The sequence below is a fragment of the Cyclobacterium qasimii M12-11B genome (genome assembly GCF_000427295.1).
GTDB classification, from domain to species: domain Bacteria; phylum Bacteroidota; class Bacteroidia; order Cytophagales; family Cyclobacteriaceae; genus Cyclobacterium; species Cyclobacterium qasimii.
Map to the genome: position 1 here is coordinate 175076 of NZ_ATNM01000110.1, position 14970 is coordinate 190045.

A 14970-nucleotide genomic window follows, 5' to 3' on the forward strand; every position below is an offset into this window, starting at 1 on the left:
ATGGCTGCCCAACAAATCAGGCAGCCATTTTTTAAATTTCATTTCTTCAATTGAAATGAAAATACATTCCAATTTTTTGAAGACGTCTATTAATCCACAACGTGAATTTTCAACATATTGGTTCTGCCCTTCGCTTTGAGTGGCATACTTGCAGTATTAATGACGATGTCACCTGCAGCAACATGTTTTTCGGTTTTTAATCTTTCTTGAATATCCTGGAAGGTACCATCTGTTGAAACCTGGCTATCGTAGTAATAAGCCCTTACACCCCAAACCAAACTAAGTTGGGTAAGTAACTTTTTATTTCGAGTAAAGATAAAAATATCTGCAGAAGGGCGGTGTGAGGAAATTCGAAGCGCCGTAAAACCAGAAGCCGTAATCCCCACGATTGCCTTAGCTTTTACATTTCTAGACAACCTACTTGCCATAAGCAATAAATTATTGCTCAAATAGCTATCTGTATCTTCAGGTATCTTATAAAGGTTATGGTAGATATCCGCATTGACTTCAATGTGATCAATGATACTGCTCATTGCTTTAACAGCGGCAATAGGGAATTTACCTGAAGCAGTTTCTGCAGAAAGCATTACTGCATCTGCACCGTCCAATACAGCTGTTGCCACATCATTGGTTTCTGCTCTGGTCGGCCTAGGGTTTACAATCATGCTTTCCATCATTTGGGTAGCTATGATTACAGGCTTACAAGCGATCTTACATTTTTCCACCATTCTCTTCTGCCACAAAGGAACGATCTCCATAGGAACTTCAACTCCCAGGTCACCTCGAGCTACCATTATTGCATCTGTTGCATTTATGATTTCATCAATGTTTTCAAGCGCTTCAGGTTTTTCAATTTTGGCTACAATTTTACAGGATTTCCCAGCTTTTTTAATTCTTTCTCTGAGGTCAAGAATATCTTCTGCAGTACGTACAAAAGACAAGGCGATCCAATCGACTTCATTTTCCAAGCCAAACTCAAGGTCAATAAGGTCTTTCTCTGTAAGTGATGGTGCACTAATTTTGGTATTCGGTAGGTTGATTCCTTTTCTGGATTTCAACATTCCGCCATGTACTACTGTACAATCCACATTTTTACCATCCGTACTAAGTACGACTAACTCTAAATTCCCATCATCAATCAGGATTCTGTCTCCCTTTTCAACATCGTTTGGCAAGTTTTGATAAACGGTACTTACCAATCTAGCCGTCCCTACCACAGGATCATTAGTTATGGTTATAGGATCTCCTGGTTTAATTAGCACCTCATTATTTTCAATCTCCCCCACTCTAATTTTTGGACCTTGAAGATCTTGCAAAATACCAGAACTAATATTCATGCTATCGTTCATTTCACGAATGGTTTTGATAACCGCTGCGTGAATACTATGATCGCCATGGGAAAAGTTCAACCTGAAAATATCAGCCCCTGCCATCACAAGCTCTGTAATGGTTTCCTTATTATTACTGGCAGGTCCAATAGTGGCTAAAATTTTGGTTTTATTAAAAATAGGTACTCTCATTTTCTATTTATTTAATATGTTAACAGGTTTTCTTTTGATTTTAACTTTATAGTATCAATTTTCACTATGCTATGAATACCCTTTACTATAGAAAGGCCGTCAATATACGTATTTAAATCCACTTCATCTGTAAAGTCCTGGCAGAGTAAAAAGTAATCCATACTTTGGAGTTCAGGTATCAAGTATCTTGAGTGGCCACCTACCGGATAGGACTTATTTTTCAACAACTGGATGAATCCATGCTCTTTTTTAATAATAAATTGAGAAATAATTAAATCGGGCTGATTTAAGAATTCCATATGGTAATCTTCTGCTTTTTTTAGATTAATTCCCAAAGCACCATTGATCAGCCAAGCCAATTTATAGTCCTTTAAAGGGGCTACAAGGCCTAAAAGATCAAAATCAAAGGTGGTTTCAAAAAGAAGTTTGCTTTTCTTCATTCAGGAAGAATTTAAAAGCTCAAAGGTAAAAATTTTATTCCAACTTCAACCTTTCAGTGAAAGTTCTTAATTTAGTTTGTCATTTTTTTTGACATTAAGGTATATAATAATTTTCTTTGCGGAGTGTTTAAACTAAACTGATCACAAAATGTCTGAAATTGCACAAAAAGTAAAAGCCATTATCGTTGATAAGTTAGGCGTCGAAGAATCTGAAGTTACTCCCGAAGCGAGCTTTACCAATGACCTTGGGGCTGATTCTTTAGATACTGTAGAACTTATCATGGAATTCGAAAAAGAATTCAACATTTCTATTCCGGATGACCAGGCTGAACAGATCGGTACGGTTGGTCAGGCTGTTAGTTATTTGGAAGCTAACGTAAAATAACCACTACTTAAAATCATTTATGAATTTAAGAAGAGTTGTAGTAACAGGTTTAGGTGCTCTTACACCAATCGGTAATACCGTTCCAGAATTCTGGGACGGTTTAACGAATGGTGTAAGCGGCGCTGCGCCTATTACCCGTTTTGATGCCTCAAAATTCAAAACCCAATTTGCCTGCGAAGTCAAAAACTTGGATGTCCTTCAATTTATGGACAGGAAAGAGTCCAGAAAAATTGATCCTTATGCACAATATGCAATGGTAGCCGTAGCGGAAGCCATGGAGGACTCCGGACTTGACCTTGAAAAAATTGACCTTACTAGAGCCGGAGTAATCTGGGGATCTGGTATTGGTGGATTAAAAACTTTCCAAGATGAAGTCACTGATTTTGCCGGCGGAGATGGTACACCAAGATTTAACCCCTTTTTCATCCCTAAAATGATAGCTGATATCGCTGCAGGGTTTATTTCCATTAAATATGGATTTCAGGGGCCAAATTTTGCTACCGTTTCTGCTTGTGCCTCAGCTACTAACGCCCTACTGGATGCATTCAATTACATCCGACTGGGAAAAGCCAACGTCTTCATTTCTGGAGGATCGGAAGCTGCAGTAACTGAAGCAGGTGTAGGAGGGTTTAATGCTTTGAAGGCACTGTCTCAAAGAAATGATGACCCAAAAACTGCCTCCAGGCCTTTTGATAAGGACAGGGATGGTTTCGTTCTTGGGGAAGGAGCCGGTGCATTAATTTTGGAAGAGTACGAACATGCGAAAGCACGTGGAGCCAAAATTTATGCTGAATTGATCGGCGGTGGAATGACAGGTGATGCTTACCACATTACTGCACCTCACCCGGAAGGACGAGGAGCTGCCAACGTGATGAAATTCGCTCTGGAAGACGCCGGTTTAGAACCTGAAGCTATTGATTATATAAATGTGCATGGTACTTCTACTCCTCTTGGAGATCTAAGTGAAGTGAAAGCAATTAAAAAAATCTTTGGCGATCACGCGTATAAAATTAATATCAGTAGTACAAAATCCATGACAGGTCACCTTCTGGGAGCTGCCGGTGCTGTAGAAGCCATAGCGTCGATTTTGGCTATGAGAAACAGTCTTATTCCTCCTACCATCAATCACTTTACTGATGATGAAGAGGTGGATGAAAAATTGAACCTCACCTTTAATAAGGCCCAGAAAAAAGAAGTCAATGTAGTATTGAGTAACACTTTTGGATTTGGAGGGCATAACTGCTCCATCATCTTCAGAAAAATAGCAGAATAAATTTGAAATTACTTCGGTTGCTCAGAATTCAGGAGCTAACTTACAATAAGAAAGATAAAAGGCTTGCTTTCGCTATTAAAAACATAGTGGGTAGCAAGCCTTTAAATTTATCTCTCTATAGACTTGCGTTCAGACACGTTTCTGCATCGAAGGAAATAAAAGCCGGTGTAAAAATCAGTAATGAACGCCTGGAATACCTGGGTGATGCGGTATTGGGCACAATTGTGGCCGAATACCTTTTTCAAAAATTCCCCTATCGTGATGAAGGTTTCTTGACCGAAACAAGATCTAGAATTGTAAATAGGGAAGCTTTGAACCAAGTGGGACAAAAGATAGGATTGCCTAAAATCGTAGAATCCGAGATGGGCAGTAAAGTCCCTTACAGCTTCAAATCTCTTTACGGCGACACCCTTGAAGCCCTCATCGGTGCCATATACCTCGATAGAGGATATTACTTTTGTAGAAAATTCATAAACAGTAGACTGATCAATCCATTTTTTGATTTGGACAATATCATTGCTACTACCACCAATTTTAAAAGTAAAATCATTGAGTGGGCACAAAAAGAAAACAAAGAAATTGACTTTAACCTTAAATCTGTGGAAGGAAGCCAACGGTTTAAAGAGTTTAAAGTAGAATTGAACATCAATAGTGAGCCTTTCTCTGAAGGAAAAGGTGCAACAAAGAAAAAAGCTGAACAAGAAGCCGCTAGAATAGCCTGCGAAAAACTCCAAATAATCCCCTAAATCCAAGCATTCTCATTTCGGTCTCAAAATAAAATATCATGTCTCCATTACTTCTGGCTGGCGCCACACTCAATCAAACTCCACTGGATTGGGAAGGAAACCTGGAAAACATCTTTCAGGCAATTTCCCTGGCAAAAGAAAAAAAAGTTGACCTTTTGTGTTTTCCGGAACTATGTATTACTGGTTACGGAAGTGAGGATTTATTTTTAAGCTATTGGTACCCAAAGAAAGCACTCGAAAAAATTAAAAAAATCCTTCCACATACAGAAGGTATTACTGTATTTGTAGGCCTCCCAATCAGGATAAACAGCCATGTCTACAATTGCATGGCTGTCTTGGAAAACCAAGAGATCCTGGGCTTTGTACCCAAGCAATTTTTAGCAATAGACGGTGTTCATTATGAAGCCAGGTGGTTTACTCCCTGGAAAGCTGGAGAAGAAATCTCCTTAGAATGCTTTGATTCCCAATACCCTTTTGGGGATCTCATTTTTGAAAAAAACGGCCACAAATATGGCTTTGAAATCTGTGAAGACGCATGGAGAAGCAGTAACAGGCCCGGATACCGCCTCAAAGAACGTGGTGTTGACATTATTTTCAACCCTAGTGCCAGCCACTTTGCCATGGGCAAAAGTGAGCAAAGAGAAATATTAGTTACAGAAAGCTCAAGGGACCTGGGAGTGGCTTACCTTTATGTTAATTTGCTTGGCAATGAAAGTGGGCGAATGATATTTGATGGGGAAATACTTTATTCCGAACAAGGTCAGTGTTTGGTAAAAAACAAGTTGCTCTCTTATCAATCTTATCAATTGGCAACAGTAACCTACCCTGCTCAAGAGCCAAAGCCATTAAAACTAGAACACAGTTTACATACCAAAAATGAGGAATTCATGGCAGCCTCCACTTTAGCGCTGTTTGACTACCTTAGAAAAAGCAGAAGCAGGGGTTTTGTCCTTTCACTTAGCGGTGGAGCAGATTCATCCTCCATAGCCATACTTGTGGCCGACATGGTAAAAAGGGGAGTGAAGGATCTTGGAAAAGCCATGTTCTTGAAAAAAATCAATCGTACTTCTGACATTGACCCAGAAAGCAGTATTCAGGAGATCACAGGAAAACTTTTTACCACAGCCTACCAAGGAACAAAAAACTCCTCCGATGCTACTCTAAATAGTGCCCGCAACCTAGCGAAGAGTTTGGGTGCAACCTTTCACCATTGGACCATCGATGAGGAAGTGAACTCTTACACCAGGAAAATTGAAAAAGCTTTGGGCAGGGAACTAACATGGGAACAAGATGACATCGCCCTTCAAAACATCCAGGCAAGGGCACGTTCACCCATCATATGGATGATAGCCAATATTAAAAACTACCTACTTCTGAGCACCTCTAATCGAAGTGAAGGTGATTTAGGCTATGCCACAATGGATGGTGACACCAGCGGCAGTATATCACCTATAGCGGCAGTGAGCAAAGACTTTATTTTACAGTGGTTACAATGGGCTGAAAAGGAAAAGGGCTATGATGGTTTAAAGGAAGTCAATGCCCTCCAACCCACCGCAGAATTAAGGCCTCAGGAGCAGAGTCAGACTGATGAAGAAGACCTTATGCCCTACCCTATCATCTCTGCCATTGAAAAATTAGCCATAAGAGACAGGAGGTCTCCAATGGATGTATACCTGATTTTGAAAGAAGAAATTTCTCTTGAACCATCTCTTTTAAAAGCTTACATTGCCAAATTCTTTAGGCTTTGGTCAATCAATCAATGGAAAAGAGAACGTCTAGCGGTTTCCTTTCATTTGGATGAATTTAATGTAGACCCTAAGACCTGGTATCGTTTCCCTGTACTTTCCGGAGGGTACCGGGAGGAGCTGGCACTAATGGAAACCCTTGAAGAATAAATCAACGACAAACATCAAAAACATAATAACCCATGATCAATAGTATTTTGTATTACGTCGTATGGAGTCCAAATCCTTCGATTTTTTCAGGATTTGACAGGTTACGCTGGTACAGCCTGCTTTTTGCATTAGGCTTTATTATCTCCCAACAGTTCATGATCCATTTCTTTAAAAAAGAAGGGCATGATGAAAACCTGGTGGATAAATTGACAATTTACATGGTATTGGCTACCATCATTGGCGCCAGACTTGGCCACGTTTTATTTTATGAGCCGGAGCGCTACCTGAGCAATCCCATAGACATCTTGAAGGTCTGGGAAGGTGGCCTGGCAAGTCATGGTGCAGCCATCGTTATCCCTATTGCTATATGGCTATATGTCAGAAGAACCCCCGGTCAATCTTATTTATGGGTTGTAGACAGGGTTGTTATCGTAATAGCCTTGACTGGAGCTTTGATTCGTTTCGGCAACCTGATGAATTCAGAAATAGGTGGTATGCCCACTGGTACGGACAGTGGATTTGTCTTTGCTCGAGATACAGAAGAAATTCTGCACACAATGAAACTCCCAATATCTTCTATCAAAGCCTATAAGCCAGCAGACCGACAAAGTGAGCTTTCTGGAACAGGACGTGTTCCCGTTAACTTTGACATTGAAATTGATAAAGGAGGTTTTGATGAAGCAAATCTAAGAGCTGTGCTTGAGAGAGATGTCAAGTATGCATTGACTCGGTTCAATAGCTCAAAAAAATACATGGCAGAAGACCCCGAAACACCTTTGAATTTGGAGATAAAAGATCAAGGGGATCATTATCTGGCAGTGGTGAAAACATTTGGTCAAGCCAAATACCCCACTCAAATTTATGAGTCCCTCACTTATTTATTGATTTTCATCTTGCTATTTATTGGGTGGACCAAATACAAGTCTAGAATACCCGAAGGCTTATACCTGGGATTATTTCTCATATCCGTTTTCGGAATGCGGTTCTTTTGGGAGTTTTTCAAAGAAAACCAAGTGGACTTTGAAGACAACCTCACCCTTAACATGGGACAAACGCTAAGTATTCCATTGGTCGTTATCGGCCTGGGTTTTGTTGTTTATTCTTTAACGAATAAAAGAAAAAAACCATCCAGAACTAAATCAAGGGACAGGGTCATGGCCCTGTCCTCCCCAAGGGTGACATCTCCCTATTCTCTTGATTCCCATCCATCCACCTTTTAAAACGCCATGTTTCATAATGGCCTCTTTGGCATATTGACTGCAGGTAGGGTAATACCTGCAAGACCTGGGAATCAAAGGAGAAATAGCATATTGATAAATCAAAATGGGAAATACTGCAATATTTTTCACTATTCTCTTCACTTTTTCGTATTTACACTAAACAAGTCTATTTTTAAAAATAAAGTTCTGTTTCTAAAATCAAAATTAAGATTCAATTGAACCTAAAACCGCTATTTTACTGGCTTCTCCTCCTTATATTCATTCTGGAAACAGGTGGTGGTAAAATTCTGTTTGCCCAAAACAGTGACTCTTTGAACATCAATTCGGAAAAAGTTACTACTCCTAAACAGGTTACGGTAAATAATATTTTCATTGTTGGAAACGAAAAAACCCGTAAAATATCATCTTGCGGGAAATGGATATTGAGGAAAACATGACCTATAATTGGGAGGAATTTGTGGCGCTAGTCGCCGCCGACCAAAAAAAAATATATAATCTTCAACTTTTCACAACCGCAACAGTAACACCTCTTTTTGTAGGTGATGAGCAGGTTGAACTTTTGGTTTCTCTTAAGGAAAGATGGTACATACTACCAAGCATAATCTTTAATCTTGCTGACAGGAACTTCTCTGAATGGTATTCCAATCAAAACAGAGATTTTTCCAGGGTAAATTATGGCGTAAAATTAGACCACAATAATATTGGAGGAAGAAACGAAAAACTCAGGGTAATTGGCCAGATAGGTTTTACTCAAGCCATCCTCCTGAATTATACCATCCCTTATTTCGATAAAAACCAGCTCCATGGGTTGGCTGCAAAATTTAATTTTTACACCAATAAAAACATACCCGTAAGGTCTATAGGCAACAAGCAATATTTCTTCAGGAATCCAGATGAAGACATATTGCGAAAAACTCTCAATGCCTCGCTAACTTATAGTTTTAGAGGGAGCTTTTATAACTTTCATTATTTTACTGCAGGCTATCACAATACCCAAATCCATGAGGATGTAATCATTGAAAACCCCGATTACTTCACCCATGATGGTAAAAAACTACAGTATTTCTTGGCTTCCTATCGCTACCGACATGACAATCGTGATAATGTGGCCTATGCTACCCAAGGAACATTATTGGATGCTAGCTTAACCAAATACGGGCTGTTTGGGAAGGATGATATAAATGAGCTGGAATTTAGTATCATGGCCAGCACGTACAAAAGGCTGGGAGATAAATCTCACTTTGCTACCGGGATTTCCGGTTCTGCATTCTTTAGTGACAACCAACCCTACACCCTTGTCCGCGGTATTGGCTATAAACCGGATTTCATTAGGGGCTATGAGCTCAATGTTATCGAAGGCCAGCAATTGATCGTCCATAAAAACAGTTTGCGCTATGAGTTGTTTGACGTGGCTTACGACATTTCTGATTTTATGCCTATAGATGAATTTTCTGTATTCCCCCTTAAGCTATACCTCAGTGCCAATTTTGACCATGGGTACGTAAGAGATGCCAATCGATTGCCCCAGAATGCAGCACTCACCAACAAATACCTGAGCGGTTATGGCATGGGCCTGGACCTTATTGGAATGTACGACGCCGTTTTCAGGTTTGAGTATTCGGTTAATAATATGGGAACCCGAGGCTTCTTTATCAATGTGAAAGCTCCATTATAATTCGTTTTCTGTTTCATCATTACGTTTTTTTATAGTATATTCAAGTAATACTTTCTTTTTTCCCTTATTTTTTGATTATGGAGAAATGGGTGCTACTTGGTATATTTTTGCTTTTTTCCAGGATAGGCTGGGCTCAAAACAGCATGGATCATTTCCCAAAAGGGGCTCAAAGCATAGGAATTGGGAATGCAAGTGTAACCTTAAGCGACCCTTGGGCTATTTTCAACAATATAGGTGCCCTAGGCAAAGCACCATCTGAAGCCCATGCCATAGCGGGATACGATCACAGACTTGGACTAAATGAACTGACCACTCTTGCAGCAGGCATAACATTGCCTACCGAAAAAATAGGAACAATAGGAATTGGCATTTCCAATTACGGAGGAGAGCTATTTAACCAACAACAGATCGGATTGGGCCTGGCCAAGCAACTTGGCTTGGCAAGTTTGGGTATAAAAATCAATTATTTCCAGACCAATATTGAAGGCTATGGAAGAAGCGCCAGACCAGTGCTTGAGCTTGGTGGAACAGCCGAACTTATTCCCGGTTTGTTTTTGGTGCGCATGTATTCAATATAACCCGAGCAGCCATAAGCAAAGCGAGTTTGGATTATCTACCCACGATTGTTAAAGCTGGTATATCCTACCGCCCCGCTAAAAACCTAATGGTGAATATAGAAACGGAGAAAGAATTGTTTTCTCCCCCCCAATTCAAAGCTGGTATCGCTTATAGCTTTGAAGAGAAATTCTGGGCACGAACAGGTATCACCAGCCAACCCAATAATTTGTATTTTGGGATAGGTTTTAGACCCAGAAGATTCCAGGTAGATTATGCCATGAGTCGCAATTACCTGTTGGGCTTTACGCATCATTTTTCTTTAAATTATAACCTTAAAGCACCTTGAATCGCCGATCTGTCATCGGCCTTGTCCTATACATGCTGCCTTTTGCTCTTTTTGCACAACAGGCTTCACAAAAGGAACTTGATATAGAAGCCTTCGTAGAAGAGCGGTTTGCCATGCAGGAAGAAGACATCCCTTATGAAGACCTGTATGAAAGTCTTCTCCAGCGCTATTTTCAGCCATTGGACTTGCAGGTTGCTACCAGCACTGAGCTTCAATCCTTGTACTTACTCAGCCCCCTACAAATCCAGTCTTTTATTAAATACAGGAATCAATTTGGTAAGTTTTCTTCCATTTACGAGCTACAGGCAATCCCTGAATGGACTTTAGAAACCATTCAAAATATTTTGCCATTTGTGGTAATCAATTCGACACATCCTAATCAAAGCAACCCGGGGCTGAAACGTATCCTTAAAGCTGAAAATGCTTATTTACTCTTTCGCCAAAGAAGGATATGGCAAACAAGGAAAGGCTTCACTGCCCCTGACACGTTAAGCAATGGCGACCTGAGTAACCGGTATGTTGGAGACCCCAATGACTTATACATGAGGTTCCGATTACAACAACCGGCGGATTTCAGCCTTGGCTTGACTTTGGATAAAGATTCAGGAGAAAAATTCACTTGGGATCCCAAAAGTAAACGCTATGGATTCAATTATCTTTCGTTTCATTACACCCTCTATAACAAGGGCAAACTAAAAGCGCTTTCTCTGGGAGATTACCAATTGCAATTCGGCCAAGGCTTGGTTTTCGGATCGGGATTTTCTGTAGGGAAGGGTGCTGAGACCATCACCACCGTAAAAAGGAGTTCGACTGGCTTAAGACCTTATACTTCCGTAATGGAAGCAGGGTTTTTCAGAGGGCTGGCAGGGACTTACTCATCAGGGAATATAGAATGGACTGTCATGCTTTCCCGAACTTCAAGAGATGCCAATTTACAATACATTCAAGACAGCCTTGCCAATGAATCCTCCTATTTATCCTCACTGGTTTTATCAGGCCTCCACCGGACAATAAGCGAAATACAGAAAAAAGCGCAGGCTATTGAACAAAATATAGGATTGAACCTTAATTACCGCCATCCTAATAAATCTTTCCGACTAGGTTCAAACCTCCTTTACACGCAATACAGTCAACCGCTTATTCCATTGGAAAGAATATACAATCAATTCGAATTCCAAGGGAAGAACAATGTCACCAACAGTCTATATTTCACCTATAATTATCGAAACCACTATTTATTTGGAGAGTCTGCAATATCCAAAAGTGGCGGTATGGGGCACGTGGCAGGGATTATGAGTAGCTTGAATAGCAAAGTTGATTTCTCCATGATTTGGAGAAAATATGATCGTAACTTTCATTCTCAGTATGGGAATGCCTTTTCAGAAGGCACTCGACCGATTAATGAAGAGGGCTTGTACCTGGGTATTCACTTCAAACCCAGCAGAAAAATTAGCTGGTCAGCTTATTATGACTATTTCAAATTTCCCTGGATGCGTTTTAGAATGTATGCACCTTCAACGGGACACGAATGGCTCAGCAGGATAAAATTTCAGCCAAACAAACAATTGATGCTGTTTTTCCAGTTTCGGGAAGAGGTAAAAAGTAGAAACGTAGTTTCAGAAGATCAAACCAGCAGCCAATACCTGCTAGCGCAGGGAAAAAGGCAAAACATAGTATGGAACCTAACTTATCAACCCAGTCGCTGGTGGCAGGCTAAAACGCGTGTACAGCAAAGTTTTTACCGCATCAGTGGGCATAAATCTAAAGGTTATGCGATCTCTCAGGATTTATCAGGGGAGGTAGGTGCCTGGAAACTATCAGGAAGGGTTTCCCTCTTTGACACGGACGATTATGAAAACAGGCAGTACTTGTATGAAAAAAATGTGCTTTGGGCCTTTTCTATACCGAATTTCTATGATCAGGGAATACGCCTCTATTTTTTAGCCCAGTACAAACTCAATCGAAGGCTTACATTTTGGGGCAGGTGGGCGAAAACGACTTATACCAACAGAGAAAGTATTGGTTCAGGCTTGCAGGAAATTCAAGGCAACGAATTGGTAGAAACAACGTTTCAGTTAAGGTATCAATTTAACCGGTAAGGATCTTTACTAGCTCCTTACCGGCCAATTGTTCTTAATCAGATTTACTTGGTTTTAAGCAAGTCCCTGATTTGTTCCAATAATACTTCTGTTTTATTAACAGTAGGTGGTGGTGGTGTTGGCGCTGCTTCTTCCTTCTTTTTTAAGTTATTGATCACTTTAACGATCATAAAGACGGCAAAGGCAACGATGGCAAAATCAACAGTAAATTGAATAAAAGTACCATAGTTAATGGTAACAGCCGCTATTTCTTCTCCAGCGGGGTCAATATAGGCGTCCTTGAGAACAACTACTAAATCTGTAAAATCAACTCCTCCGACCAATAGGCCAATAGGAGGCATGATAATGTCTTTTACAAGAGAAGAAACGACCTTCCCAAATGCTGCGCCAATGATGACCGCTACAGCTAAATCGACTACATTACCTTTTACGGCGAAATCCTTGAATTCTTTAATCAAACCCATACTTTTGTTGGTTAATGGTTTTTAATTGATTTTATAAATAAACTTGATAAGCCTGTCAATATAAGAAAAATTCTATGACTATTACAAAATAATTATATTCCAAACTTTACATATACTGAATAGGGATGACCAAGACAAAAAATATAGCTCAACCAATAGCAAAAATTATAACTAAAACACTCCAAAATCAAGATTCAACCAGAAACGACGATTATTTCTGGATGAATGAAAGAGAAAATCCTGATGTGGTGAAATATTTGGAAAAGGAAAATGAATATAAAAGTCACTGCCTAAAGAAAACCGAGCCCTTACAGAAAGTCCTCTTCGAGGAAATGAAAGGACGTATTAAAGAAGATGATGCCAGTGTCCCTTATTTTAAAAATGGTTACTTCTATTATAATCGTTTTGAAAAGGGAAAAGAATACCCCATTTATTGCAGAAAAGAAGGGAATCTCGATGCTGATGAAAAAACGCTTTTGAATATTAATACCCTGGCAGAGGGGCATGAATACATGAATGTAAATGCGCTGGCAGTAGCAGAAAACAATCAACTGCTTGCTTATTCGTTTGACAATGTTGGGAGACGTATATACACAATCCATTTTAAGGATTTAATAAGCGGAGAGGTATTGGAGGATCAATTGAAATCCGTCACAGGGAACCTGGCATGGGCGGCGGACAATGCGACCGTTTTTTATACCCAGCAGGACTCAATGACCCTAAGGCCAAATAAAATTTTCCGACATGTCTTAGGCCAGCCTCAAGAATCAGATGAATTGATCTATGAGGAAACCGATGAAACCTTTACTGTTGGATTAAAAAAATCGAAGTCTAGAAAATTTTTATTCATTGCCAGTCACAGTACAATTTCCTCAGAATACCGTTTCCTCCCAGTAGATCAGCCCGAGGAAAACTGGAAAGTGATCCAAGAAAGACAGGATGATTTGGAATACGAAGTCGACCATTATGAGCAACATTTTATAATTCTCACCAATGCAGACAAGGCCACCAATTTTAAATTGGTAAAAACACCTATTGACAAACCTGAAAAAGAAAATTGGGAAGACATCATCCCTGCCAGGGAAAATGTTTTTTTAGAAGAATTTGAAGTTTTCAAGCATCACTTAGTCATTGCCAATCGCTTCAATGGGCTGCAGCGACTTGAAATCAGGTCCTGGGATGGTGATAAAAAACACACCATTCGAATGGAGGATCCGGCATATACTGTTTGGATCGGCAATAACCCTGAATTCTATACCGATGTGCTCAGGTATGGTTATAATTCATTGACAACCCCTGCCACGGTATACGATTACAACATGGAATCCAGGGATAAAACGCTAATGAAGCGACAAGAAGTAGTAGGTGGTCACACACCAGAAGACTACCAATCTGAACGGGTATGGGCTACCTCTAAGGACGGAACAGAAATACCCATTTCTCTGGTATATAAAAAGGACTTGTTCCATCATGATGGTCAAAATCCTGTATTGCTAAATGGCTATGGTTCTTATGGGCTAAGCTCCGATCCCTATTTTAGCTCCAGTAGATTAAGCTTACTTGACCGAGGATTTGTATTTGCCATTGCGCATATTAGAGGAGGTCAGGAAATGGGCCGACACTGGTATGAAGATGGCAAAATGTTAAAGAAGAAGAATACTTTTGAAGATTTCATAGCCTGCGGTGAATATTTAATTCAGGAAAAATATTCCCATCCAAAAAAGCTTTTTGCAATTGGAGGAAGTGCTGGCGGACTCTTGGTAGGTGCTGTGATCAACCAGCGACCAGATCTATTTCATGGTGTAGTCGCAGCCGTTCCTTTTGTGGATGTGGTGACAACTATGTTGGACGAAAGTATTCCTTTAACTACCGGTGAGTTTAACGAATGGGGCAACCCTAAGGAAAAGCCCTATTATGACTATATGCTATCCTACTCTCCATATGACAATGTGAAAGCGCAGGACTACCCTCACCTCCTGGTAACTTCCGGCTTACACGACAGTCAGGTGCAATACTGGGAGCCTACCAAATGGGTAGCAAAATTAAGGGCTTTGCGCTCCAACCAAAACCTTTTACTATTGCATACCAATATGGAAGCGGGACATGGCGGGGCTTCTGGTCGATTTAGTGCTTTAAAAGAATTGGCAATGGAATATGCCTTTATTTTATTACTGGCAGAGAATTAAACGCTAAAAGTATAGCTTGAGATTTTGTCAGCATTGTTGCAGAAAAAAGCAACAATGCCGCCAAAATCTGGATCTGCTCTTAATATATTTACCAAGGGCTGACACCCTTGGCTATGTTATTTCGCCCCATTGGGGCTGGGGAATTCGAAAGGCTTGAAATCCC

The 14970-nt window shown here is 40.2% G+C and carries 14 protein-coding genes; 10 read left to right on the forward strand and 4 right to left on the reverse strand.

Features of this window, described 5'->3' with window-relative positions:
- Nucleotides 1-89 precede the first annotated feature (89 nt).
- Nucleotides 90-1520, reverse strand: coding sequence for a pyruvate kinase (gene pyk / locus ADICYQ_RS13200; protein WP_020888945.1), 1431 nt, complete (start codon nucleotides 1518-1520; stop codon nucleotides 90-92).
- Between the two features lie 11 nt (nucleotides 1521-1531).
- Nucleotides 1532-1960: an IPExxxVDY family protein gene (locus ADICYQ_RS13205; RefSeq protein WP_020888946.1), complete on the reverse strand. Its 429-nt coding sequence runs from the start codon at nucleotides 1958-1960 to the stop codon at nucleotides 1532-1534.
- 148 nt (nucleotides 1961-2108) lie between these two features.
- Here ADICYQ_RS13205 and ADICYQ_RS13210 point away from each other — a divergent pair, with 148 nt between their 5' ends.
- From ADICYQ_RS13210 to ADICYQ_RS13230, 5 genes are read left to right on the forward strand one after another with little or no spacing between them, the layout of a single operon-like run.
- Nucleotides 2109-2345, forward strand: a complete 237-nt coding sequence (locus ADICYQ_RS13210) for an acyl carrier protein (protein WP_010855324.1) — start codon at nucleotides 2109-2111, stop codon at nucleotides 2343-2345.
- Between the two features lie 19 nt (nucleotides 2346-2364).
- On the forward strand, nucleotides 2365-3618 hold the full coding sequence (gene fabF, locus ADICYQ_RS13215) for a beta-ketoacyl-ACP synthase II (protein ID WP_020888947.1): 1254 nt from the start codon (nucleotides 2365-2367) through the stop codon (nucleotides 3616-3618).
- Nucleotides 3619-3620: 2 nt separating this feature from the next.
- On the forward strand, nucleotides 3621-4364 hold the full coding sequence (rnc, locus tag ADICYQ_RS13220; protein WP_040416146.1) for a ribonuclease III: 744 nt from the start codon (nucleotides 3621-3623) through the stop codon (nucleotides 4362-4364).
- Between the two features lie 38 nt (nucleotides 4365-4402).
- Complete coding sequence (gene nadE / locus ADICYQ_RS13225; protein WP_020888949.1) at nucleotides 4403-6259, forward strand: NAD(+) synthase; 1857 nt, start codon at nucleotides 4403-4405, stop codon at nucleotides 6257-6259.
- 32 nt (nucleotides 6260-6291) lie between these two features.
- The gene (locus ADICYQ_RS13230; protein ID WP_020888950.1) at nucleotides 6292-7479 is read left to right on the forward strand and encodes a prolipoprotein diacylglyceryl transferase; all 1188 of its coding nucleotides are present in this window, start codon (nucleotides 6292-6294) and stop codon (nucleotides 7477-7479) included.
- Here the strand turns inward: ADICYQ_RS13230 and yidD are convergent.
- On the reverse strand, nucleotides 7399-7608 hold the full coding sequence (yidD, locus tag ADICYQ_RS26790) for a membrane protein insertion efficiency factor YidD (RefSeq protein WP_200861897.1): 210 nt from the start codon (nucleotides 7606-7608) through the stop codon (nucleotides 7399-7401). The two genes, ADICYQ_RS13230 and yidD, sit on opposite strands and share 81 nt — an antisense overlap.
- Before the next feature lie 286 nt (nucleotides 7609-7894).
- Between yidD and ADICYQ_RS13240 the strand changes: the two genes are divergently transcribed.
- The 4 genes from ADICYQ_RS13240 to ADICYQ_RS13250 all read left to right on the forward strand — a co-directional run bounded on the left by ADICYQ_RS13240 (nucleotide 7895) and on the right by ADICYQ_RS13250 (nucleotide 12157).
- Nucleotides 7895-9154 carry a BamA/TamA family outer membrane protein gene (locus tag ADICYQ_RS13240; RefSeq protein ID WP_235114637.1) on the forward strand — a complete coding sequence of 420 codons (1260 nt, stop codon included), beginning with the start codon at nucleotides 7895-7897 and terminating at the stop codon, nucleotides 9152-9154.
- 77 nt (nucleotides 9155-9231) lie between these two features.
- Entirely contained in the window at nucleotides 9232-9732 is a 501-nt protein-coding gene (locus tag ADICYQ_RS29730) for a hypothetical protein (RefSeq protein WP_020888953.1), read from the forward strand.
- A 26-nt stretch (nucleotides 9733-9758) separates the two neighbouring features.
- A complete protein-coding gene (locus ADICYQ_RS29735; protein ID WP_020888954.1) occupies nucleotides 9759-10058 on the forward strand; it encodes a PorV/PorQ family protein in 300 nt (99 codons plus the stop codon).
- The gene (locus tag ADICYQ_RS13250) at nucleotides 10055-12157 is read left to right on the forward strand and encodes a ComEA family DNA-binding protein (RefSeq protein WP_040416149.1); all 2103 of its coding nucleotides are present in this window, start codon (nucleotides 10055-10057) and stop codon (nucleotides 12155-12157) included. Before ADICYQ_RS29735 ends, ADICYQ_RS13250 begins: the two co-directional genes overlap by 4 nt.
- Nucleotides 12158-12201: 44 nt before the next feature.
- Here the strand turns inward: ADICYQ_RS13250 and mscL are convergent, their stop codons facing one another.
- Complete coding sequence (gene mscL, locus ADICYQ_RS13255) at nucleotides 12202-12621, reverse strand: large-conductance mechanosensitive channel protein MscL (protein WP_020888956.1); 420 nt, start codon at nucleotides 12619-12621, stop codon at nucleotides 12202-12204.
- A gap of 125 nt (nucleotides 12622-12746) precedes the next feature.
- On the opposite strand from mscL, the gene ADICYQ_RS13260 reads away from it, so the two are divergent.
- Nucleotides 12747-14807, forward strand: coding sequence for a S9 family peptidase (locus ADICYQ_RS13260; RefSeq protein ID WP_020888957.1), 2061 nt, complete (start codon nucleotides 12747-12749; stop codon nucleotides 14805-14807).
- Nucleotides 14808-14970: the final 163 nt, after the last annotated feature.

Excerpts from the sequence above, each read along its gene's own strand:
- pyk (WP_020888945.1), bottom strand. The coding sequence starts at position 1,520 with ATGAGAGTACCTATTTTTAATAAAACCAAAATTTTAGCCACTATTGGA.
- ADICYQ_RS13205 (WP_020888946.1), bottom strand. The coding sequence starts at position 1,960 with ATGAAGAAAAGCAAACTTCTTTTTGAAACCACCTTTGATTTTGATCTT.
- ADICYQ_RS13210 (WP_010855324.1), top strand. The coding sequence starts at position 2,109 with ATGTCTGAAATTGCACAAAAAGTAAAAGCCATTATCGTTGATAAGTTA.
- fabF (WP_020888947.1), top strand. The coding sequence starts at position 2,365 with ATGAATTTAAGAAGAGTTGTAGTAACAGGTTTAGGTGCTCTTACACCA.
- nadE (WP_020888949.1), top strand. The coding sequence starts at position 4,403 with ATGTCTCCATTACTTCTGGCTGGCGCCACACTCAATCAAACTCCACTG.
- ADICYQ_RS13230 (WP_020888950.1), top strand. The coding sequence starts at position 6,292 with ATGATCAATAGTATTTTGTATTACGTCGTATGGAGTCCAAATCCTTCG.
- ADICYQ_RS13240 (WP_235114637.1), top strand. The coding sequence starts at position 7,895 with ATGGATATTGAGGAAAACATGACCTATAATTGGGAGGAATTTGTGGCG.
- ADICYQ_RS29730 (WP_020888953.1), top strand. The coding sequence starts at position 9,232 with ATGGAGAAATGGGTGCTACTTGGTATATTTTTGCTTTTTTCCAGGATA.
- mscL (WP_020888956.1), bottom strand. The coding sequence starts at position 12,621 with ATGGGTTTGATTAAAGAATTCAAGGATTTCGCCGTAAAAGGTAATGTA.
- ADICYQ_RS13260 (WP_020888957.1), top strand. The coding sequence starts at position 12,747 with ATGACCAAGACAAAAAATATAGCTCAACCAATAGCAAAAATTATAACT.